19 protein-coding genes and 1 tRNA gene are annotated in these 19454 nt (G+C 72.0%); 12 read left to right on the forward strand and 8 right to left on the reverse strand.

The features are described from left to right. Positions 1 to 5: 5 nt before the first annotated feature. Positions 6 to 78: transfer RNA gene (locus ACFV3I_RS08645), tRNA-Arg, on the reverse strand. Between the two features lie 16 nt (positions 79 to 94). Further along, positions 95 to 901, reverse strand: a complete 807-nt coding sequence (locus tag ACFV3I_RS08650; RefSeq protein WP_136029247.1) for an SGNH/GDSL hydrolase family protein — start codon at positions 899 to 901, stop codon at positions 95 to 97. A 93-nt stretch (positions 902 to 994) separates the two neighbouring features. On the opposite strand from ACFV3I_RS08650, the gene argS reads away from it, so the two are divergent. Both argS and ACFV3I_RS08660 read left to right on the forward strand, forming a co-directional pair. Continuing rightward, positions 995 to 2659, forward strand: a complete 1665-nt coding sequence (gene argS, locus ACFV3I_RS08655; RefSeq protein WP_136029249.1) for an arginine--tRNA ligase — start codon at positions 995 to 997, stop codon at positions 2657 to 2659. Positions 2660 to 2687: 28 nt separating this feature from the next. Next, positions 2688 to 3530, forward strand: a complete 843-nt coding sequence (locus ACFV3I_RS08660) for a DUF2993 domain-containing protein (protein ID WP_247638643.1) — start codon at positions 2688 to 2690, stop codon at positions 3528 to 3530. 4 nt (positions 3531 to 3534) lie between these two features. Here the strand turns inward: ACFV3I_RS08660 and ACFV3I_RS08665 are convergent, their stop codons facing one another. From ACFV3I_RS08665 to ACFV3I_RS08680, 4 genes are read right to left on the reverse strand one after another with little or no spacing between them, the layout of a single operon-like run. Further along, positions 3535 to 4287: an alpha/beta fold hydrolase gene (locus ACFV3I_RS08665; RefSeq protein ID WP_247638644.1), complete on the reverse strand. Its 753-nt coding sequence runs from the start codon at positions 4285 to 4287 to the stop codon at positions 3535 to 3537. A gap of 1 nt (position 4288) precedes the next feature. Continuing rightward, positions 4289 to 4870 (reverse strand): TetR/AcrR family transcriptional regulator, encoded by a 582-nt coding sequence (locus tag ACFV3I_RS08670; protein WP_136029255.1) that lies wholly within the window; start codon positions 4868 to 4870, stop codon positions 4289 to 4291. Beyond that, positions 4863 to 5750 carry an alpha/beta fold hydrolase gene (locus ACFV3I_RS08675; RefSeq protein ID WP_247638645.1) on the reverse strand — a complete coding sequence of 296 codons (888 nt, stop codon included), beginning with the start codon at positions 5748 to 5750 and terminating at the stop codon, positions 4863 to 4865. The genes ACFV3I_RS08670 and ACFV3I_RS08675 overlap by 8 nt, the downstream gene beginning before the upstream one ends. A gap of 57 nt (positions 5751 to 5807) precedes the next feature. Next, positions 5808 to 6890 (reverse strand): YihY/virulence factor BrkB family protein, encoded by a 1083-nt coding sequence (locus ACFV3I_RS08680; protein ID WP_247638646.1) that lies wholly within the window; start codon positions 6888 to 6890, stop codon positions 5808 to 5810. 148 nt (positions 6891 to 7038) lie between these two features. Between ACFV3I_RS08680 and lysA the strand changes: the two genes are divergently transcribed. The 6 genes from lysA (at position 7039) to ACFV3I_RS08710 (ending at position 14424) form a co-directional block, all read left to right on the forward strand. Next, positions 7039 to 8457, forward strand: a complete 1419-nt coding sequence (lysA, locus tag ACFV3I_RS08685) for a diaminopimelate decarboxylase (protein ID WP_247638647.1) — start codon at positions 7039 to 7041, stop codon at positions 8455 to 8457. A gap of 22 nt (positions 8458 to 8479) precedes the next feature. Then, complete coding sequence (locus ACFV3I_RS08690; protein WP_247638648.1) at positions 8480 to 9784, forward strand: homoserine dehydrogenase; 1305 nt, start codon at positions 8480 to 8482, stop codon at positions 9782 to 9784. Beyond that, positions 9781 to 10749, forward strand: coding sequence for a homoserine kinase (gene thrB / locus ACFV3I_RS08695; RefSeq protein WP_247638649.1), 969 nt, complete (start codon positions 9781 to 9783; stop codon positions 10747 to 10749). The genes ACFV3I_RS08690 and thrB overlap by 4 nt, the downstream gene beginning before the upstream one ends. 142 nt (positions 10750 to 10891) lie before the next feature. Continuing rightward, positions 10892 to 12871, forward strand: a complete 1980-nt coding sequence (gene rho, locus ACFV3I_RS08700) for a transcription termination factor Rho (protein WP_168442780.1) — start codon at positions 10892 to 10894, stop codon at positions 12869 to 12871. Positions 12872 to 12879: 8 nt separating this feature from the next. After that, the gene (gene prfA / locus ACFV3I_RS08705; RefSeq protein WP_136029266.1) at positions 12880 to 13959 is read left to right on the forward strand and encodes a peptide chain release factor 1; all 1080 of its coding nucleotides are present in this window, start codon (positions 12880 to 12882) and stop codon (positions 13957 to 13959) included. A gap of 33 nt (positions 13960 to 13992) precedes the next feature. Then, complete coding sequence (locus tag ACFV3I_RS08710; RefSeq protein ID WP_136029269.1) at positions 13993 to 14424, forward strand: phage holin family protein; 432 nt, start codon at positions 13993 to 13995, stop codon at positions 14422 to 14424. Here ACFV3I_RS08710 and epsC read toward each other — a convergent pair. Next, complete coding sequence (gene epsC, locus ACFV3I_RS08715; RefSeq protein ID WP_136029271.1) at positions 14412 to 14981, reverse strand: serine O-acetyltransferase EpsC; 570 nt, start codon at positions 14979 to 14981, stop codon at positions 14412 to 14414. The two genes, ACFV3I_RS08710 and epsC, sit on opposite strands and share 13 nt — an antisense overlap. 8 nt (positions 14982 to 14989) lie before the next feature. Beyond that, positions 14990 to 15928 (reverse strand): cysteine synthase A, encoded by a 939-nt coding sequence (gene cysK, locus ACFV3I_RS08720; protein WP_136029273.1) that lies wholly within the window; start codon positions 15926 to 15928, stop codon positions 14990 to 14992. Positions 15929 to 16028: 100 nt separating this feature from the next. Here cysK and prmC point away from each other — a divergent pair, with 100 nt between their 5' ends. The 4 genes from prmC to ACFV3I_RS08740 are packed head-to-tail and all read left to right on the forward strand — an operon-like array spanning position 16029 to position 19330. After that, complete coding sequence (prmC, locus tag ACFV3I_RS08725; protein WP_136035258.1) at positions 16029 to 16889, forward strand: peptide chain release factor N(5)-glutamine methyltransferase; 861 nt, start codon at positions 16029 to 16031, stop codon at positions 16887 to 16889. A gap of 52 nt (positions 16890 to 16941) precedes the next feature. Beyond that, the gene (locus tag ACFV3I_RS08730; protein WP_378822718.1) at positions 16942 to 17646 is read left to right on the forward strand and encodes an L-threonylcarbamoyladenylate synthase; all 705 of its coding nucleotides are present in this window, start codon (positions 16942 to 16944) and stop codon (positions 17644 to 17646) included. Next, positions 17643 to 18815, forward strand: a complete 1173-nt coding sequence (locus ACFV3I_RS08735; RefSeq protein WP_136029279.1) for an MraY family glycosyltransferase — start codon at positions 17643 to 17645, stop codon at positions 18813 to 18815. The genes ACFV3I_RS08730 and ACFV3I_RS08735 overlap by 4 nt, the downstream gene beginning before the upstream one ends. Then, a complete protein-coding gene (locus ACFV3I_RS08740; protein ID WP_136029281.1) occupies positions 18812 to 19330 on the forward strand; it encodes a hypothetical protein in 519 nt (172 codons plus the stop codon). The genes ACFV3I_RS08735 and ACFV3I_RS08740 overlap by 4 nt, the downstream gene beginning before the upstream one ends. Positions 19331 to 19454 lie beyond the last annotated feature (124 nt).

Here is a 19454-nt window from a genome sequence, read left to right on the forward strand (position 1 = left end):
TCTAGTGCCCCCGACAGGAGTCGAACCTGCGACCTACGGTACCGGAAACCGGCGCTCTATCCACTGAGCTACGGAGGCGTACCGATCGACCTTATCACTCGTCCGGGGTGGTCTCCGACCCGCCCGCTTCGGTGACCGGGGCGGCCCGCAGCTCGTCGAGCGCGGCGGCCAGCTTCTCGGCGAGGTAGCGGTGGCCCGCGGTCGACGGATGCTTGCGTCCGACCTCCACGTCGATCACGGAGAGGTAGTTCTGCTCGGTGATCCAGTGCTGCTGCACGGGGGAGATGTACCACCAGCCGCGGGCGGCCGCGAGCTCGGACAGGTCGTGGTCGATGCGGGCGGTCTGCGTGCCGACGGGGAGCTCGTGCGGGGCGGGGCCGAGCACGACGATCGCGGCCTCCGGGTACAGCGCGGTGAGCGCGTCCCAGGCGGCGGTCACGGCGTCGCGGTAGCCCACCTCGCCCTGGGCGCGGTCGTTGATGGAGCCCTGCACGATCACCAGGTCGGGGTCGATCGCGGGGTCGAGGGCGGCGATCCGCTCCCCGAACGTGGGGCCGTCGAGGCCCGGCTTGAGGTAGCCGCTGCCGCGCACGCCGTTGACGACCGTGTGCCCGTGGATCAGGTCGGCGAGCACGTACGCGTACCCGAGCGTGGGATCCGTGGCCGCCGAGCCGTAGGTCCACGAGTCGCCGAAGACCAGCACGGTGGGGTCGTCGGGGAGCGTGAGGGGAGCCGGAGCGATGGCCGCGGTGGCGGTGTCGTCACCGGCGGCGACGGGCGCGGCGGAGGGAGCGGGAGTCCATGGCCGCCACACACCCAGAACGCCCGCCGTGACGGCGAGCACCAGTGCGGTGGCGACCCCGGCGGCACGCAGTCGGCGGCGGGTGGCGGGGGCCTTCATGGCATGAGAGTAGATCACGGTCGGCCGAACGCAAATTCGGCGCGACGCACGGGGGCGGAGATCACCCGTCCGCGCCCGTAAACTGGGGAGTCTATGAACCCCGAAACGCTCGCCTCCGCCATCCTCGCCGTCCTCGCACCGATCGCCGAGGCTCGACGTCCCGGCGAGCCGCTCGGGGTCACCGCCGCCGACGTGGTGCTGGAGCGTCCGCGCAACCGCGACCACGGCGACTGGGCCTCCAACATCGCGATGCGCCTGGCGAAGCCGCTCGGCACCAACCCGCGCGAGCTGGCGCAGGAGATCGCCGACGGACTCGTCCGCGTCGACGGGGTCGCGAGCGCCGAGGTCGCCGGTCCCGGGTTCCTCAACATCCGTCTCGACGCAGCCGCGGCCGGCGCGCTCGCGAAGGTCATCGTCGATGCCGGTCCCGCGTACGGCACCAACTCCTCGCAGGAGGGCGTGAGCGTCAACGTCGAGTTCGTCTCGGCCAACCCCACGGGTCCGCTGCACATCGCGCACACGCGCTGGGCCGCGCTGGGCGACGCGATCGTGCGCCTGCTGCTGGCGAGCGGCGCCCATGCGGTGCGCGAGTACTACATCAACGACGCCGGCGTGCAGATGGACCGCTTCGCGGGCTCGGTGCTCGCCGCCGCGAAGGGCGAGCCGACCCCCGAGGGCGGCTACCCCGGCGAGTACATCACCACGCTCGCCGGCCGCGTGCTCGAGGCCCGCCCCGACCTGCTCGACCTCCCCGAGGCCGAGCAGCTCGACGTCGCCCGCGAGCTCGCGTACGAGTACCAGCTCGCCGAGATCACGCACTCGCTCGACCGCTTCAACGTGCCGTTCGACGTGTGGTTCTCCGAGCGCACGCTGCACGCGAAGGACGCGTCGGGCCTGAGCCTGATCGACCGTGCCGTCGACCGCCTCCGCGAGCAGGGGCACGTGTTCGACCAGGACGGCGCGGTGTGGGTGCGCACGACCGACTTCGGCGACGACAAGGACCGCGTGATCCGCCGCTCGAACGGCGAGTACACGTACTTCGCCGCCGATGCCGCGTACTACCTCGACAAGGGCGACCGCGGCTTCCGCGACAAGATCTACCTGCTCGGCGCCGACCACCACGGCTACGTGCACCGCCTCAAGGCGGTTGCCGGTGCCGCGGGGGAGGACCCGGAGAAGAACGTCGAGGTGCTGATCGGCCAGATGGTGTCGATCAACGGCGCCCGCCTGAGCAAGCGCGCGGGCAACATCATCGAGATGGACGACCTGCTCGACTGGCTCGGCACCGACGCGCTGCGCTACTCGCTGGAGCGCTCGCCCGCCGACTCGCCGCTCGACCTCGACCCCGAGCTGCTGCAGAAGCGCACCAACGACAACCCGGTGTTCTACGTGCAGTACGCCCACGCGCGCACGCACAACGTGGCCCGCAACGCCGCCGACTCCGGTGTCGACCGCTCCGAGTTCGCGCCGGAGACGCTGACGCACGAGAGCGAGGCCGCCCTGCTGGGCGCGCTGCAGGAGTTCCCGCGCATCGTGGCGTTCGCCGCTCAGGTGCGCGAACCCCATCGCGTGGCCCGCTACCTGGAGGAGCTCGCGGGCCTGTACCACCGCTGGTACGACAACTGCCGCGTGATCCCGCTCAGCGACGACCCGGTCGAGAGCGTGCACCGCACCCGCCTGTGGCTGAACGACGCCGCCGGTCAGGTGTTCCGCAACGGCCTCGGCCTGCTGGGCGTCTCGGCTCCCGAGCGCATGTGACCGGCCGCCCGTGCGGCAGGATGACACCATGAGCGACGACAACCACACGCTGCCGTACCCCGAGCCGTCGCGGGAGCACCCGACGCTGGTGATCCCCGACGCGGCGGCGCCGCAGCCGGAGAAGGCCAGGCGACGGCCGCGGTGGCCGTGGGTCGTGCTGATCGTGGTCGTGGTGCTCGCGGTGCTCGTCGTGGCGGCGGAGCTCATCGCCCGCGCCGTGCTTCCCGGCGTGGTGCGGTCGATCGTGATCGAGCAGCTCGACCTCCCGGCGGATCAGCAGCTCGACGTGGAGACCACGGGCCTGCTCCTGCCGCAGCTCATCGGCGGACGCCTCGAGACGTTGCACCTGTCCACCGACGCGGTGACCCTGGAGGGCATCACCGGCGCGGCCGACGTGACCGCGACCGGCGTGCCCCTGCGCGGCGGCGACCTCGGCGGCGCCGACGGCACGATCCGCATCGACCAGGAGCAGTTCACGGCGCTGCTGGCCACGACCGACCTCCCGGTGGATTCCGTCGAGCTGGACGAGCCGAATGCCACGCTGGGCGGCTCCTTCGACGTGCTGGGCACCGCGGTGCCGGTGTCGATCACGCTCACCCCGGGCGCGGTCGACGGCGATCTGGAGCTGACCCCCGTGGCGGCGAGCGTCGGCGGGATCGACATCGACCTGTCCCGCGTCGGCTCGTCCCTGGGCGGACTGGGCGAGGGCCTCACGGAGCCGCGTCGCGTCTGCATCGCGGATCAGCTGCCGGCCGGGCTCACCCTCACCGGGCTGCAGATCTCCGGTGATGCCGCCGTGATCGACGTGGATGTCGACGGCGCGATCGTCACCGACGAGGCGCTGCAGGAGAAGGGCACCTGCCCGCGCTGACCGGCTACCCGGTCTCGGCGCGCGGTCCGTCCATCCGGGCCCGCAGGAGCTCGGCGAGCCACTGGGGCCGCTGCAGCGGGATGCCGTGGCCACAGCCGTCGACCGTGACCAACGTGCTGCCGGGGAGCGCGCGGTGCAGTGCCGCGGCGGAACGGTGCATGAGCTTCTTCTCGTTCTGTCCGACGAGGACGAGCGCCGAGCCGGGGAACTGCGACCACGCGGGCGGCGGAGCGAAGCGCAGGTTCTCCGCCACCGCGGTCACCAGGGTCTCGCGCGAGATGCCGGCCGAGGTGCGCAGGTAGGCGGGGAGCAGGTCGTCCGGCACGAACAGCTCCCGCGCCTGCAGCCGGGCGAAGTGCTCGTTCTTCGCCAGCCCGGCGGTCGCCCGCAGGAGCGCGAGGGTCGGGCCGATCGCGCGCGCCGGTTCCGCCTGGGCGCTGATGACCACCGCGTCGGAGACCAGGTCGGGGCGCTGCGCCGCGAGCAGCACGGTCAACTGCGCGCCGAGCGAGAACCCGACCACGGTCGCGGGGGCGGACTCGTGCTCCAGGAGCCGGGTGAGCGCGTCGACGGTCGCGGCGTGCGACACGTACGGCTCGGTCGCACTCGCGCCGTGGCCGGGCAGGTCGGGCACGATCACCCGCTGCTGCTCGCCGAGCCGGGCGCGCACCGGGTCCCACATCCACCCGGCGACCCCGCCACCGTGCAGCAGGAGAAGGGGTCGTGGGCCGGCGGGGCCGGAAGTCTCGTGGTGCACGTCACTGCCTCTCGAACGTGGCTGCCATGCGGCCGATGGTGTCGATCGTGCTCTCCAGTCGATCGCGATTGAGGGGGCCGAGCAGCCGCGCGGCCGACAGCAGGCCGAGCGTGGCGCTCGACAGGGCGAGGGCGAGCGACTCCGGCGCCACGTCGGCGACGACGAGCCCGCGTCGCTGCAGGTCGTGCACCCACGCGATCACGCGCTCGTGTCGTTCCCGGTACCGTCCGTCCTGCTCCTCCGCGACGTGCGCCCCGAGCACGCCGGTGTCGTCGAGGAACGCCGCGGTCATCAGCTCGTCGTCGAGCAGCGCGCGGGCGGTCGCACGATATGCGGCGGCGAGCGAGGGGTGCGCGCCGAGCTCCTGCTCCACGCGCGCGGCGATGCGGGCGTTGCCGCGCTGGAGCAGGGCGTCGCGCACGTCGCGCTTCGACGTGAACTCCCGGTACACGGCGCCCTTCGCGATCCCCGCGTCCTCCGCGACGGCGGCGATGCTCATGGCGTCGAAGCCGCGGGCGAGCACGAGCCGCTCGGCCGCGTCGAGGATGCGGTCGCGGCGGTGGGGGATGAGCGGTCTAGGCATCCGCCCGCCCGTCGAGGTGTTCGAGCAGCGCCGCGGTGACGACGTCGGGACGATCGCGCTGCACCCAGTGGCCGGCGCCGGGGACCACGACCAGACGGGCGTCGGGCAGCAGGCGCGCAGCGGTGCGGATGCGGTCGAGGGGCACACCGGAGTCGCGGTCGCCGTGCACCAGCAGCGTCGGCGTGTGCACGGACGGCAGCCGGTCGGTGTACACCGTGCGCAGTCGGTTCCACCGCACCTGGTCGCGCTGCCACTCGCCGAACGTCGCGAGCCCGGTGCCCGTGGCGGCCTCGGAGAGCACGGCTTCGACGAGCTCGGGCGTGCGCGCCTCCGGGCTGCGCACCAGGTCGGCGAGACCCTTCTCCATCGCGGTGGCGTTGCGCGCGTACGAGCGCGTCATCGCGGAGAGCAGGCCGGAGCGCAGCAGCAGGAAGGTGGAGAAGTGGGTGAGGGCGCCGAGCGGACCGTCGGCCAGCCGCGGCATCAGCCCGTAGCAGCCGAGCAGGGCGGCCGCGCGTGCCTGCCCGGGGCGGTCGAGGAGGTGCCCGACGGTCAGACCACCGCCGAGGGAGAGCCCGGCGACGGCGTAGTCGCTCAGGCGCAGCGCGTCGACGAGCTCGCCCACGTAGTGCACCAGCCGCTCCTGCGTGAGCCTCCACTCCGGACGGGGACTGTGCCCGAAGCCGGGGTGGTCCGGCGCGAGGACCCGGTGCCCGGCGGCGGCGAGCTGCGGGCCGATGCCGCCCCAGGAGAGCTCGGCGCTGTCGGCTCCGCCGCCGTGCAGCAGCAGGAGGGGCGAGCCGGATTCGTGCGTCGGGGTCCATTCGCACAGTGAGACCTCGGCGCCGGGGAGGCTGATGCGCGTCCGCGTGGGAGTCATGCGTGTCCTCTCGTTGTGACCAAACTAGCAGTTCTGGTCACAACGAGGGTCGCGCGGTCAGCGGTCCTCGTGTGCGGCGCCGGTCCCGGCCTCCTCTGCGGCGGCGCGCTGGGCCTCGCGCAGCTCCGCGGTCGCCACCTGCACGTCCACCTCGGCGCGCTGCAGCCGGCGTTGCACGAACGTCCGAGCGCCGAACCGCTCGTGCAGCCGGTCCTTGCGCTCCTCCTCGGCGGTGACGATGTACGCGCAGGCCACGAGGATCACCTGCGTCGACAGGTTGAGCCAGATCAGCAGGGCCAGCAGCGAGGCGAACGACGCCAGCAGCGGGTTGCTCGTGGCACCGCCGACGAACAGGCCGGACAGCTCCTGCAGCACGATGAGACCGAATGCCCCGAGCAGCGCCCCCGCCCACAGCGACCGCGCCGCGGGGCGCACCCCGGACAGCAGGAGGAACGCGCCGACGATGAGCGCGGCGTCGAGCGCGAACACCACCACGAGCGACAGCAGCCGCACCGTCACGGCGACCGCGGGGGAGTCCGACGGCAGACCGAGGAGGTCAGCGACCCACGTGGCGCCGAGCTGCCCGATGAACGTCAGCGCGGCCGCGAGCACGAATGCCACGCCGATGCCGAGTCCGAGGAGCAGGTTGCGCACGATCACCCAGATCCACAGGATGTCGGACTGCACGGTCCCGGCGATCACGCGGATGGCGGTGCGCAGCGAACCGATGGCCCCGAGCGCCGCGCCGATCAGCGCGACCAGGGAGACCAGCCCGGCGACGGAGAGCGATGCCGGGGCGCGGAGGTCCTTCGCATCGATCACGCCGTCGTCGCCGATCAGTCCGGGCACGGCGGCCTGCACCGCGTCGATGATCGCGCGCCACGCGTCGGGGTTGCCCGCGAGCCACAGCGCCGCGATCGAGAACCCGAGCAGCACGCCAGCGAACACGCTGAACAGTGCACGGTAGGTGACGCTGTCGGCCAGCATCGGGCCGCGGCGCTCGGAGTACAGCAGGGCCGCGCGGACGGGGCGACGCGCGAGGGCCCAGGCGATGACGGGTCCTGTGATGCGCGCGACGAGTCCGGGCCGCGACGGCCCGTCGGATCGGGTGTGAGCGTCTGTTGCGTCGGTGTCTGCCACGCCCCCACCCTAGGAGAGCCGCGACGGGGGTCCCCAGGGGCTTGACGCGGGCTGTCACCGTGCGCAGGCGGATCGGGGCGTTGCCCTAGAATCGGGGGCAACTCGATGTGCGCCCTCCGCCCGAGACCCGACCCACGATTGGTGCTCCGTGCTTGCTCCTGCCGACTCGCTCGCCCCGGAATGGCTCCTCGTCCCCGATGACCCGAACGATCTCGCGAGCGGTGTGTGGCCGGCGTCGGCCCGCCGTGACGACGACGGAGCCCTCGTGCTCGCCGGCGTGCGCGCCACCGAGCTCGCCCGCACCTACGGCACCCCGGTCCTGGTGCTCGACGAGGACGAGGTCCGCACCAGGGCGCGCGCCTTCCGGGTGGCGTTCGACCGGGCCGCGGCGGAGCACGGCACCACGGCGCAGGTGTACTACGCGGGCAAGGCGTTCCTGAGCACGACCGTCGCCCGGTGGGTCGTCGACGAGGGGCTCCGCGTCGACGTGTGCACGGGCGGCGAGCTCGCGGTGGCCCTGGCCGCCGGGGTCGCGCCCGCGTCGCTCGGCTTCCACGGCAACAACAAGTCGGTCGCCGAGCTGGAGCGCGCGGTGCAGGTGGGCGTCGGCACGATCGTGGTCGACAGTGCGATCGAGATCGAGCGGCTGGCCGCGATCACGGCCCGCACCGATGCGGTGCAGCGGGTCATGGTGCGCGTCATCAGCGGCGTGCACGCCGAGACCCACGACTTCCTCGCGACCGCCCACGAAGACCAGAAGTTCGGCTTCCCCCTCGCCGAGGCGGAGACCGCCGTCGCCCGCATCCGCGAGATCCCCGGGCTGGAGTTCGCCGGTCTGCACTGTCACATCGGTTCGCAGATCTTCGGCGTCGCCGGGTTCCGCGAGTCGGCGTCGCGCGTGCTCGAGCTGCATGCGGCGCTCCTGGAGCACGGACCGGTGCCGCAGCTCAACCTCGGCGGCGGCTTCGGCATCGCGTACACCCGGGTCGACGACCCCACGCCGATCGACGAGCTCGCTGCCGCCATCGTGGCCGCGGTCGCCGAGGGCTGCGCGGCCAGGGGCATCCCCGTGCCCGCGCTGTCGTTCGAGCCGGGCAGGGCCATCATCGGCACGGCCGGAGTGACCCTCTACGAGGTCGGCACCACGAAGGACGTGACGATCGCCTCCGGGGCGACCCGCCGCTACGTCAGCGTGGACGGCGGGATGAGCGACAACGCCCGCACCGCCCTGTACGGCGCCAGCTACTCGGCGCGGCTGGCATCGCGCACGGGGGAGGGCGAGCCGCAGCTGAGCCGCGTCGTCGGCAAGCACTGCGAGTCGGGCGACATCGTGGTCGACCACGAGTACCTTCCCGCCGACCTCGCACCGGGCGACCTGCTGGCCGTTCCCGCGACGGGCGCCTACTGCGCCTCGCTGTCGAGCAACTACAACCACGTCCCGCGACCGCCGATCGTGGCGGTGCGCGACGGCCGTTCGCGGGTGATCGTCCGCGGCGAGACCGTCGACGACCTGCTGGCCCGCGATGCGGGCATCGACGGGGCCGACGCCCCCGAGGGAGACCGATGACCCACCCCCTGAAGGAGCACGCATGACTGACTACCGACGACTTCGCGTGGCGCTGCTGGGCGCCGGAGCGGTCGGCTCCCAGGTGGCGGCGCTGCTGCTGCGTCACGGCGACGAGCTCGCCGATCGCGCGGGAGCCGCCCTCGAGCTCGCGGGCATCGCGGTGCGCGATGTGGACGCCCCGCGCGACGTGGAGCTGCCGAAGGAGCTGTTCACGACCGACGCCGAGTCGCTCATCCTCGGCGCCGACATCGTGATCGAGCTGATCGGCGGGATCGAGCCGGCGCGCTCCAACATCCTGCAGGCGATCGGCTCCGGTGCCGACGTCGTCACCGCGAACAAGGCGCTGCTGGCGACGCACGGGCCCGAGCTGTTCGAGGCGGCCGACCGCGTGGGCGCCTCGGTGTACTACGAGGCCGCCGCGGCCGGTGCCATCCCGATCATCCGGCCGCTGCGCGACTCGCTCGCGGGCGACCGCGTGGTGCGGATCATGGGCATCGTGAACGGCACCACGAACTACATCCTCGACCGGATGGACACCGAGGGGGCCGACTTCGCCGACGTGCTCGCCGATGCGCAGCGCCTAGGATACGCCGAAGCCGACCCCACCGCCGACGTCGAGGGCTACGACGCGGCACAGAAGGCCGCCATCCTCGCGAGCCTCGCCTTCCACACCGCCGTCCCGCTCGACGCGGTGCACCGCGAGGGCATCACCTCGATCACGCCGTCGATGATCGAGGAGGCGCGCGCGGCGGGCTTCGTGATCAAGCTGCTCGCGGTGTGCGAGCGCATCGAGGCGAACGGTGCCGAGTCGATCTCGGTGCGCGTGTATCCGGCGCTGGTCCCCGCGACCCACCCGCTGGCCTCCGTGCACGGCGCGAACAACGCCGTGTTCGTCGAGGCGGAGGCCGCCGGCTCGCTCATGTTCTACGGCGCGGGCGCCGGCGGCGTGCAGACGGCCTCTGCCGTGCTGGGCGACGTGGTCTCGGCCGCGCGGCGCCACATCGCGGGCGGCGTCGGGGTGGGGGAGTCGACCAGGGCGAACCTCCCCATCGTGCCGATCGGTCACGTCACCACCCGCTACCAGATCACGCTCGAGGTCTCCGATGCGCCGGGCGTGCTCGCGACGGTCGCGGGCATCCTCAGCGACGGCGGCGTCTCGGTCGCGACGGTCGTGCAGACCGTCGAGGGTGAGGACGAGCCGACCGCCCGCCTCATCATCGGCACGCACCGCGCGACGGAGCAGGCACTGAGCGACACGGTCGCGGTCCTCGCGGGCAGCGACGTCGTCGCCCGCGTCGTGTCCGTGCTGCGGGTGGAAGGCGAGTGAGCACCGTGGCCGCCCTGGCGCCGGAGGAGCAGCGCTCGATCCTCGGCCGCACGGTCGAGGTCACGGTGCCAGCGACCAGTGCCAACCTGGGCCCCGGCTTCGACACGCTCGGCCTGGCGCTCAGCGTGTACGACCACCTCGAGGTCACCGCCCTGCCGGCCGGACAGCTGGAGATCGAGGTCACGGGGTCGGGCGCGGACGACATCCCGCGCGATGCGTCGAACCTGATCGTCCGCACGGTCGCCTACGTGTTCCAGGACGTCGGGCGCCCGGTCCCCGGGCTGCGCATCGTCGCGGAGAACGGCGTGCCGCACGGCCGCGGACTCGGGTCGTCGGGTGCCGCTGTCGCCGCGGGCGTCCTGGCCGCGAAGGGTCTGCTGGCGGGCGACGTGGATCTGTCCGACACCGACCTGCTGCGTCTGGCGACCGAGATCGAGGGTCACCCCGACAACGTCGCCCCCGCGCTGTTCGGCGGGCTCACGATCGCGTGGATGGGCGAGCGCGGACCGCAGCACAAGAAGCTGCTCGTGCACCGGGGCGTCTCGCCGCTCGTGCTCGTCCCCGCCTACACGATGTCGACGTCGCAGGCGCGGTCGCTGCAGCCGCCGCACGTGTCGACGGCCGATGCGGTGTTCAACCTGTCGCGCTCCGCCCTGCTGGTCGCGGCGCTCATGCAGAGCCCTGAGCTGCTGCTCGATGCGACGGCCGACCGGCTGCACCAGGACTACCGCGCCGAGGCGATGCCCGAGACGCAGCGGCTCGTGCAGGCGCTGCGCGCGGCCGGGTTCGCCGCGGTCGTGTCGGGTGCGGGCCCCAGCGTGCTCGTGCTCGCCGACGGCCCGGGCAGCCGTCAGGACGCGGTGGAACTCGCCGATCGTGTGACCGACACCCCGTGGGAGGCGCTGCTGCTCGCCGTCGACGTTCGTGGTGGTACAGTGGGGGATCGAGCGGAGGGCTCCACGTAACGTCGTGAATCTGGCCCCATTGCAACTCTTGCAAGACCCGCACGCAAACCCTTGAGGCACAAGTGCCGAGGCTGGCTGACGCCGAGCGTCAGCCCGTGCGATCGTGCGCAGCACCCGTTGTGCGCGTTCACGCTCATATCCCATGACCTATAAGGGAGTACTCGTGGAGAACCTCTCCGAGACCCAGAACGATCAGGCTGCTCCGGTGGCCGACGCCGTCCAGACCGCGGAGTCCGCGCCGGTGCGCAAGCGCGCTCCGCGCCGGGCGACCACGGCGACCGCCGCCGCGAAGGCCGAGAAGTCGGCCGAGGAGTCGGCCGCGGCACCCGCCGAGGCCGAGTCCGGCGAGGCAGCGCCCAAGGCGAAGGCCCCGCGCCGCTCGCGGGCGAAGAAGACCGATGCCGATGCCCCGGCCGCCGAGGCGACGGAGGCTCCCGCGGCGAGCGAGGCTCCGGCTGCCGCCGAGGCGCCCGCCGAGGCGCCCAAGACGGGTCGCGGTCGTCGCACCAAGAAGACCGAGGCCGAGGCGCCCGCCGCCGAGCAGGGTGAGGGCGCCGCCGCACCGGCATCCGCCGACGCCCCGAGCGGCGCCGCGGAGACCGCTCCGCAGGCTGACGACGCCAAGGGCGACGACGCTCGCGCCGAGCGCCCCAAGAACAACGGTCGCGGCAACCGCCGTGCCGAGGCGGCCGAGGGTGGCGACGACGCCGGCCAGGATGCGCCGTCGAAGGACTCCTCCTCCGATGCCGACGGCGGCGAGGAGCAGGGCGGCCGTGGGCGCAGCCGGAGCCGCAACCGCAACCGTGGCCGCGGTCAGGGCGGCGGCGGCCAGGAGCAGCAGCCCGCCGCGTCGGACGACGACCAGGCGAACGGCAACGGCCGCAACCGCCAGCGCAACAAGCGCCGCGGGGGCACGCCGGTCGACGAGTTCGAGACCGAGATCGGCGAGGACGACGTCCTGATCCCGATCGCGGGCATCCTCGACGTGCTCGACAACTACGCGTTCGTGCGCACCACCGGCTACCTCGCCGGCCCGAGCGACGTCTACGTCTCGCTCGGCCAGGTCAAGAAGTACAACCTGCGCAAGGGTGACGCCGTCGTCGGCTCCATCAAGCAACCGCGCGAGGGCGAGCAGCAGGGGCGCCAGAAGTACAACGCGCTCGTGAAGGTCGACTCGATCAACGGCCTCTCGGTCGACGACGCCGCGACCCGCGTGGAGTTCGGCAAGCTCACGCCGCTCTACCCGCAGGAGCGCCTGCGCCTGGAGACCGCGCCCGAGAAGCTGACGCAGCGCATCATCGACCTCGTCGCGCCGATCGGCAAGGGCCAGCGCGGCCTGATCGTCGCGCCGCCCAAGGCCGGCAAGACGATCGTCCTGCAGCAGATCGCCAACGCGATCGCGCAGAACAACCCCGAGGTGCACCTGATGGTCGTGCTCGTTGACGAGCGCCCCGAAGAGGTCACCGACATGGAGCGCACCGTGAAGGGCGAGGTCATCGCCTCGACCTTCGACCGCCCCGCGGAAGACCACACCACGGTCGCCGAGCTCGCGATCGAGCGCGCCAAGCGCCTGGTCGAGCTGGGCCGCGACGTGGTCGTGCTGCTCGACTCCATCACGCGCCTCGGCCGTGCCTACAACCTGGCCGCCCCCGCGTCGGGTCGCGTGCTCACGGGTGGGGTCGACGCGTCGGCGCTGTACCCGCCGAAGCGCTTCTTCGGCGCGGCGCGCAACATCGAGAACGGCGGATCCCTCACGATCCTCGCCACCGCTCTCGTCGAGACCGGCTCCAAGATGGACGAGGTCATCTTCGAGGAGTTCAAGGGCACCGGCAACAGCGAGCTGCGGCTGTCGCGTGCTCTCGCCGACAAGCGCATCTTCCCGGCGGTCGACGTGAACGCGTCGAGCACCCGCCGCGAGGAGATGCTGCTGTCGGCCGACGAGGTCAAGATCACCTGGAAGCTGCGTCGCGCCCTCGCCGGCCTCGACCAGCAGCAGGCTCTCGAGGTCGTGCTCGGCAAGCTCAAGGAGACCCACTCCAACGTGGAGTTCCTGGTCCAGATGCAGAAGTCGATCCCGACGCTGCCCTCGGGCGCGCACGGGCACGACAACAACATCCGCTGAGACGCGACGTGTTCGAGTCCGTCCAGACTCTGATCGACGAGCATCGCCGGGTGCAGGAGGAGCTCTCCGACCCGGCGGTGCACGCCGACGCCGCCCGCGCCAAGCGCGTCAACCGCCGCTACGCCGAGCTGTCGCGCATCGTCGCGGCGCACGAGGCGTGGACGGCGGCGGTCGACGACCTGGAGGCGGCGAGGGAGCTGGCGCGCGAGGACGAGGCGTTCGCCGCCGAGGTCCCCGCGCTGGAGGAGGGCGTGCAGGCCGCGCAGGAACGCCTGCGCCGACTGCTCATCCCGCGCGACCCCGACGACGCCCGCGACGTGATCATGGAGATCAAGGCGGGGGAGGGCGGTGCCGAGTCGGCGCTGTTCGCCGCCGACCTGCTGCGCATGTACATCCAGTACGCCGCGTCGAAGGGCTGGAAGACCGAGCTGCTGGAGCGCAACGAGTCCGACCTCGGCGGCTACAAGGATGTGCAGGTCGCGATCAAGGGCTCCTCGTCCGATCCGGCCCAGGGCGTGTGGGCGCACCTCAAGTACGAGGGCGGCGTGCACCGCGTGCAGCGGGTACCGGCGACGGAGTCCCAGGGCCGCATCCACACCTCCACCACCGGGGTGCTGGTCTTCCCGGAGGTCGATGAGCCGGAGGAGATCCACATCGACCAGAACGACCTGAAGATCGACGTGTTCCGCTCTTCGGGCCCCGGGGGGCAGTCCGTCAACACGACCGACTCGGCGGTGCGCATCACCCACGTGCCGACCGGCATCGTCGTGTCGATGCAGAACGAGAAGTCGCAGCTGCAGAACCGCGAGGCCGCGATGCGGGTGCTCCGCGCGCGGCTGCTGGCGAAGCAGCAGGAGGAGCTCGACGCGGCGGCCTCGGATGCGCGCAAGTCGCAGATCCGCGGCATGGACCGCTCCGAGCGGATCCGCACGTACAACTTCCCGGAGAACCGGATCGCCGACCACCGCACCGGCTTCAAGGCATACAACCTCGACCAGGTGATGGACGGCGCGCTCGATCCGATCATCGAGAGCGCGATCGCGGCCGATGAGGAGGCGCGGCTCGCCGCGGTGGGATCCGATTCCTGAGTGCGGCCTCTCGGTGCCGCTATGCTCGGCCCCGTGATCACCCTCCTGTTCCGCGCTCTCCTGTATCTGGTGTCGGCGGGCCTCGGTCTGCTCGCGGCCGACGTGCTGCTCGACGGTTTCCAGATCCAGTGGAGCCAGTGGTGGGGCTTCGTGGTGTGCATCCTCGTGTTCGCGGTGCTGCAGACGGTGCTGTCACCGTGGGTCAGCAGGCTCGCGGATCGCTACGCGCCGGTGCTGATGGGCGGCATCGGGATCGTGTCGACCTTCATCGCGCTCCTGGTCGTCGTGCTGCTCCCGATCGGCGGTCTGCGCATCACCGATCTGACCGGGTGGCTGCTGGGGTCGGTGATCGTGTGGCTGGTCACGGCCGTCGGCAGCGTGCTGCTCCCGTGGCTGTTCCTGCGGCGCCGACTCGAGGCGCGCGGCGCGAGGCGTGCGCCCCGTGCCGGGCGTCAGATGGAGTAGTCGGGGGCGGTCAGCAGGGCCCTGGTGTCCTCGCCCGCGGTGCGCTGACGCGGCTTCGCCGGCACACCCACCAGCACGCTATCCGCGGGGGCGTCCTTCGTGACGACCGCGTTCGCCCCGATGACGCAGCGGTCGCCGACCGTCACCGGGCCGAGGATCTTCGCGCCGGCTCCGACCGCGACGCCGTCGCCGAGCGTCGGGTGCCGCTTGCCGACGTCGCGGGTGCGTCCGCCCAGGGTGACCCCGTGGTACATCAGCACGTCGTCGCCGATCTCCGCGGTCTCGCCGATCACGATGCCCATGCCGTGGTCGATGAAGAAGCGCCTGCCGATGCGCGCGCCGGGGTGGATCTCCACGCCGGTGAGCCAGCGCGACAGCTGCGACCCCGCGCGGGCGAGCAGTCGCAGCCGTCGACGCCACAGCGCGTGCGAGACCCGGTGCGCCCAGATGGCGTGCAGGCCGGGGTAGAGCAGGGCCACTTCGAGCGACGTGCGCGCGGCGGGGTCGCGGAGGCGTGCGGCGGCGATGTCCTCGCGCATTCGCGCGATCAGTCCCATCGGCGGTCTCAGTCTTCGCGCAGGTCCTCGAACAGCGCGGTGGAGAGGTAGCGCTCACCGGTGTCGGGGATGATCACGACGATCGTCTTGCCGGCGTTCTCTGGTCGCGCGGCGACCGTCAGCGCGGCCGCGACCGCGGCACCGGACGACATGCCGACCAGCAGGCCCTCCTTCGCCGCGAGCTCGCGCGCGACCCGCAGCGACTCGTCGAACTCCGCCGTGATGATCTCGTCGAGCACGTCGCGGTCGAGCACGTCGGGGACGAAGTTCGGGCCGATGCCCTGGATCTTGTGGGGGCCGGGGTGCCCCTCGGTCAGCACGGGGGAGTCCTTGGGCTCGACGGCGATGACCTGCACGCCGGGCTTCGCGGCCTTGAGCGCCTGCCCGGTGCCGGTCACCGTGCCTCCCGTGCCGACGCCGGCGATGAAGATGTCGACCGCGCCGTCGGTGTCGCGGAGGATCTCCTGCGCCGTCGTCTCGCGGTGGATCTGCGGGTTGGCGGGGTTCTCGAACTGGCGGATCCAGATCGCGCCGGGGGTCTCGTCGACGATGCGCTTGACCTCTTCGATCGCCCCCTTCATGCCCTTCGTGGGGTCGGTGAGCACGATCTCGGCGCCGAACGCCTTGAGCAGCACCCGGCGCTCCTTCGACATCGACGCGGGCATCGTGAGGATCACGCGGTAGCCGCGGGCCGCGCCGACCATGGCGAGGGCGATGCCGGTGTTGCCGCTGGTGGACTCGACGATCGTGCCGCCCGGCTTCAGCTCTCCCGACGCCTCGGCCGCGTTGATCATGGCGATGCCGATGCGGTCCTTGACGCTGGAGGCCGGGTTGTAGAACTCGAGCTTCGCGAGCACGGTGGCCCCGAGTCCCTCGGTCACCCGATTCAGGCGCACGAGCGGGGTGTTGCCGAAAGCGGTGGTGATGTCGGAGTGGATACCGGGCATGGGTGAGGCCTTCCTTCACGGGTCGCTGCGGCTCCCAGACTACGGGAGCGGCCTGTGGGGGAGGGCAATGTGACGGGTGCGGGCGCTCTACGCTGGAGGCATGCCCGACTCCTCGCTCGCTGCCGTCGTGCGCGCCGCCGCGCAGAGCCTCGCCGATGCCGGTGTCCCCGACCCGCTCGTGGACGCGGAGCTCCTGGCCGCGCACGTGCTCGACCGGCGGCGGGGCGAGGTGCAGGCGGCGATCGTGCGGGGCGACCGCATCGACGAGGAGCAGCAGGCCGCGCTGACCCGCCTGGTGTCCCGTCGCGCCGGGCGGGAGCCGCTGCAGCACCTCACGGGTGTCGCGCCGTTCCGGCACCTGGAGCTGTCGGTGGGCCCCGGGGTGTTCATCCCGCGGCCGGAGACCGAGACCGTCGCCCAGTTCGCGATCGACGCCCTGCTGAACTCGGGCGAGGCCGCCCCGGTCGGCGTCGACCTGGGCACGGGCAGCGGCGCGATCGCCCTGGCGATGGCGACCGAGGTGCCGCACGCGCGGATCTTCGCCGCGGAGCTGTCCGAGGAGGCCCACGCCTGGGCGGCACGCAACGTCGCCGGCACCGGCAACCTCACGCTCGTGCTGTCCGACCTGGCCGAGGCGTTCCCCGAGCTCGACGGCACCGCCAGCGTGGTCATCTCGAATCCGCCGTACGTCCCGGATGCCGCGGTGCCGCGCGACCCCGAGGTGCGCCTGTTCGATCCGGCGCTCGCGCTGTACGGCGGCGCGGACGGGCTCGACGTCGTGCGGGTGCTGAGCGACCGGGCGCTGCGTCTGCTCCGCCCGGGGGGCGTGCTGGTGATCGAGCACGGGGAGCTGCAGGGCGCGGAGATCCGCGAGCTGCTCACGGCGGACGGCTGGCGCGCCGCGGCCACGCACCGCGATCTGACGTTGCGCGACCGTGCGACCACCGCGATCCGGCCCTGATCAGGGGTCTCCGAGCATCTCCGACGTCCGTCCCGCATAGAATCGAACCGTCATGTCCCCCTTCTTCGACTGCCGCGACGAGGCGCAGCTGCTCGCCGGAATGCGCAACGCGCGCCAGGCGATCGGCCGCGGCGACCTCATCGTCATCCCCACCGACACCGTGTACGGCGTCGCCGCCGACGCGTTCTCGCCGACGGCGGTGCAGCGTCTGCTCGACGCGAAGGGTCGAGGGCGCGATCAGCCGCCGCCCGTGCTGATCGGCAGCAAGGAGACCCTGACGGCCCTGGCCGAGTCGGTTCCGGAGCCGGTGCAGCGCCTCGTCGACGCGTTCTGGCCCGGCGGGCTGACCATCGTGCTCCCCGCGCAGCCGTCGCTGGTGTGGGACCTGGGGGAGACCCAGGGGACCGTCGCCGTGCGCATGCCGGAGGGCCGGGTGGTCCTGGAGCTGCTGGCCGAGACCGGGCCGCTCGCCGTGTCCAGTGCGAACCTCACGGGACGGGACGCGGCGATCTCCGCGCTCGACGCCGAGAAGATGCTCGGCGACAGCGTGGCGGTGTACCTCGCCGACGGCATGAGCGCGAACGGCATCGCCTCGACCATCGTCGACGCGACCTCGCTCGTGCGTCGCGGCGCCGACGACGGCGAGGGGGTCGTGCGGATCCTGCGGCACGGCGTCGTCACGCGCGAGCAGCTGCACGAGGTCCTGGGCGAGCTGCTCGAGCCGGAGCAGCAGCAGGAGCAGGACGGGGATTCGTGAAGCAGTACCTCTTCACGATCATCGTCACCGCCGCCATCACCTTCGTGCTGACGTGGGCGGTGTGGCGGCTGAGCCTCCGCTTCAAGCTGTACCCGGGCATCCGCGAGCGCGACGTGCACACCACGCCCACCCCGCGGCTGGGCGGCGTGGCCATCTTCCTCGGCATCGTCGCGGCGTTCGCGGTGTCGGCCGCCAACCCGTTCTTCCAGAGCATCTGGACGCCTCCGCAGACCATGTGGGCGATCCTCGCGGCCTCGCTGCTGATCGCGGTGATCGGCGTCGTCGACGACCTGTGGGACCTCGACTGGATGATCAAGCTCGGTGCGCAGTTCCTGGCCGCAGGCATCATCACCGTGGGCGGGGGACTGCAGATCCTGTCGCTGCCCTTCGGCGACCTGATCGTCGTGTCGAGCTGGCTGAGCATCACCATCACGATGTTCGCGATCGTGATCGTGATGAACGCGGTCAACTTCATCGACGGGCTGGACGGCCTGGTCGCGGGCGTGTGCCTGATCTCGAACGGCGTGTTCTTCGCGTACTCCTACATCTTCACGCGCGACTCCGGCGCCTCCAGCTACTTCAACCTCTCCACGTTCCTCGCGGCGGTGCTGATCGGGGCGTGCCTGGGCTTCCTCCCGCTGAACTGGAGCCCGGCGAAGCTCTTCATGGGCGACTCCGGTGCGCTGGTGCTCGGCCTGCTCATGGCGACGTCCGCGATCGCGATCACCGGGCAGATGGATCCGTCGGCGCTGGAGCCGGATCGCCTCGGCCGGTCGCAGCTCGTCGGCGCGTTCCTGCCGATCCTGCTGCCGCTGCTGGTCGTGCTGCTGCCGCTGCTCGACTTCGGGCTCGCGGTGCTGCGGCGGATGAGCGCGGGTCGGTCGCCGTTCTCGCCCGACCGCAAGCACCTGCACCACCGGATGCTCGACCTCGGCCACCGCGACCGCGACGCCGTCCTCATCTTCTACGCGTGGACGGCTGTGATCTCCCTCGCCGTCCTCCTCATGTACGTCGGTGCGCGAGAGGACTGGCCCGGCCAGTACCTTCCCGGTGTCGGCTTCGGCGTGGTCGGCATCGCCGCCTGCCTCGTCATCACCCTGAGTCCCACCCGCCGCCGCAAGGCGCCGGCGGCCGCTGAACCCGACCCGACCCCCGTGGAGCCCCGATGAGCCCGAGTCCCGTTTCCAGCACGCCGATCCTGCGTCGCACCCTCGTCTGGTCGGCGGTGGCGACCGTCGTGCTGGCGCTGCTCGCCGGCGGCATCGGCTTCGCCGTCGCCCAGGGGGAGGGGCTGGTCAGCGGCCTTCTCGGCGTGCTGCTGGCGGCGCTGTTCCTCGCGATCACGGGTATCAGCATCCTGATCGCGAACCGGTGGTACGGCGACCCGCTGTACGTGCAGCTGTTCTTCGCGATCGTCCTGGGCGGCTGGCTGCTCAAGCTCGGCGTGTTCGTGCTGGTGATGATCCTGCTGTCGGGGCAGCCGTGGCTCGACCCGATGGTGTTCTTCCTCTCGATCGTCGCGGGGGTGGTGATGTCGCTGGTGATCGATGTGGTGGTGCTCACCCAGATGCGCCTGCCGAACGTGAGCGACACCACGCTGCCGACCGAGGTGCCGGAGGACCGCGCGCCCGGCGCCGCGAACGGCGGCTCCACCGGCCCGGCGGACGACGCTCCGCGGTCTTAGGGCACCCTTGGATTCTGATAGTGTTGGGGAGTGCCCGCCGCTCGCCCGCGAGCGCTTGCGCTTGAAGCACACCGACCATCGTCGCCCCGGTTCTGACCGGTGCCCCGAAGCTGGAGCCCGCGCT

The sequence above is a fragment of the Microbacterium sp. NPDC059771 genome, from assembly GCF_042732495.1.
GTDB classification, from domain to species: domain Bacteria; phylum Actinomycetota; class Actinomycetes; order Actinomycetales; family Microbacteriaceae; genus Microbacterium; species Microbacterium sufflavum.

Bases quoted from the DNA above. Each gene is read 5' to 3' on its own strand.
- ACFV3I_RS08650 (WP_136029247.1), bottom strand. From the start codon at position 901: ATGAAGGCCCCCGCCACCCGCCGCCGACTGCGTGCCGCCGGGGTCGCC.
- ACFV3I_RS08660 (WP_247638643.1), top strand. From the start codon at position 2,688: ATGAGCGACGACAACCACACGCTGCCGTACCCCGAGCCGTCGCGGGAG.
- rho (WP_168442780.1), top strand. From the start codon at position 10,892: ATGACCTATAAGGGAGTACTCGTGGAGAACCTCTCCGAGACCCAGAAC.
- ACFV3I_RS08675 (WP_247638645.1), bottom strand. From the start codon at position 5,750: ATGACTCCCACGCGGACGCGCATCAGCCTCCCCGGCGCCGAGGTCTCA.
- ACFV3I_RS08730 (WP_378822718.1), top strand. From the start codon at position 16,942: ATGTCCCCCTTCTTCGACTGCCGCGACGAGGCGCAGCTGCTCGCCGGA.
- argS (WP_136029249.1), top strand. From the start codon at position 995: ATGAACCCCGAAACGCTCGCCTCCGCCATCCTCGCCGTCCTCGCACCG.
- epsC (WP_136029271.1), bottom strand. From the start codon at position 14,981: ATGGGACTGATCGCGCGAATGCGCGAGGACATCGCCGCCGCACGCCTC.
- cysK (WP_136029273.1), bottom strand. From the start codon at position 15,928: ATGCCCGGTATCCACTCCGACATCACCACCGCTTTCGGCAACACCCCG.
- ACFV3I_RS08740 (WP_136029281.1), top strand. From the start codon at position 18,812: ATGAGCCCGAGTCCCGTTTCCAGCACGCCGATCCTGCGTCGCACCCTC.
- ACFV3I_RS08690 (WP_247638648.1), top strand. From the start codon at position 8,480: ATGACTGACTACCGACGACTTCGCGTGGCGCTGCTGGGCGCCGGAGCG.
- prmC (WP_136035258.1), top strand. From the start codon at position 16,029: ATGCCCGACTCCTCGCTCGCTGCCGTCGTGCGCGCCGCCGCGCAGAGC.
- ACFV3I_RS08670 (WP_136029255.1), bottom strand. From the start codon at position 4,870: ATGCCTAGACCGCTCATCCCCCACCGCCGCGACCGCATCCTCGACGCG.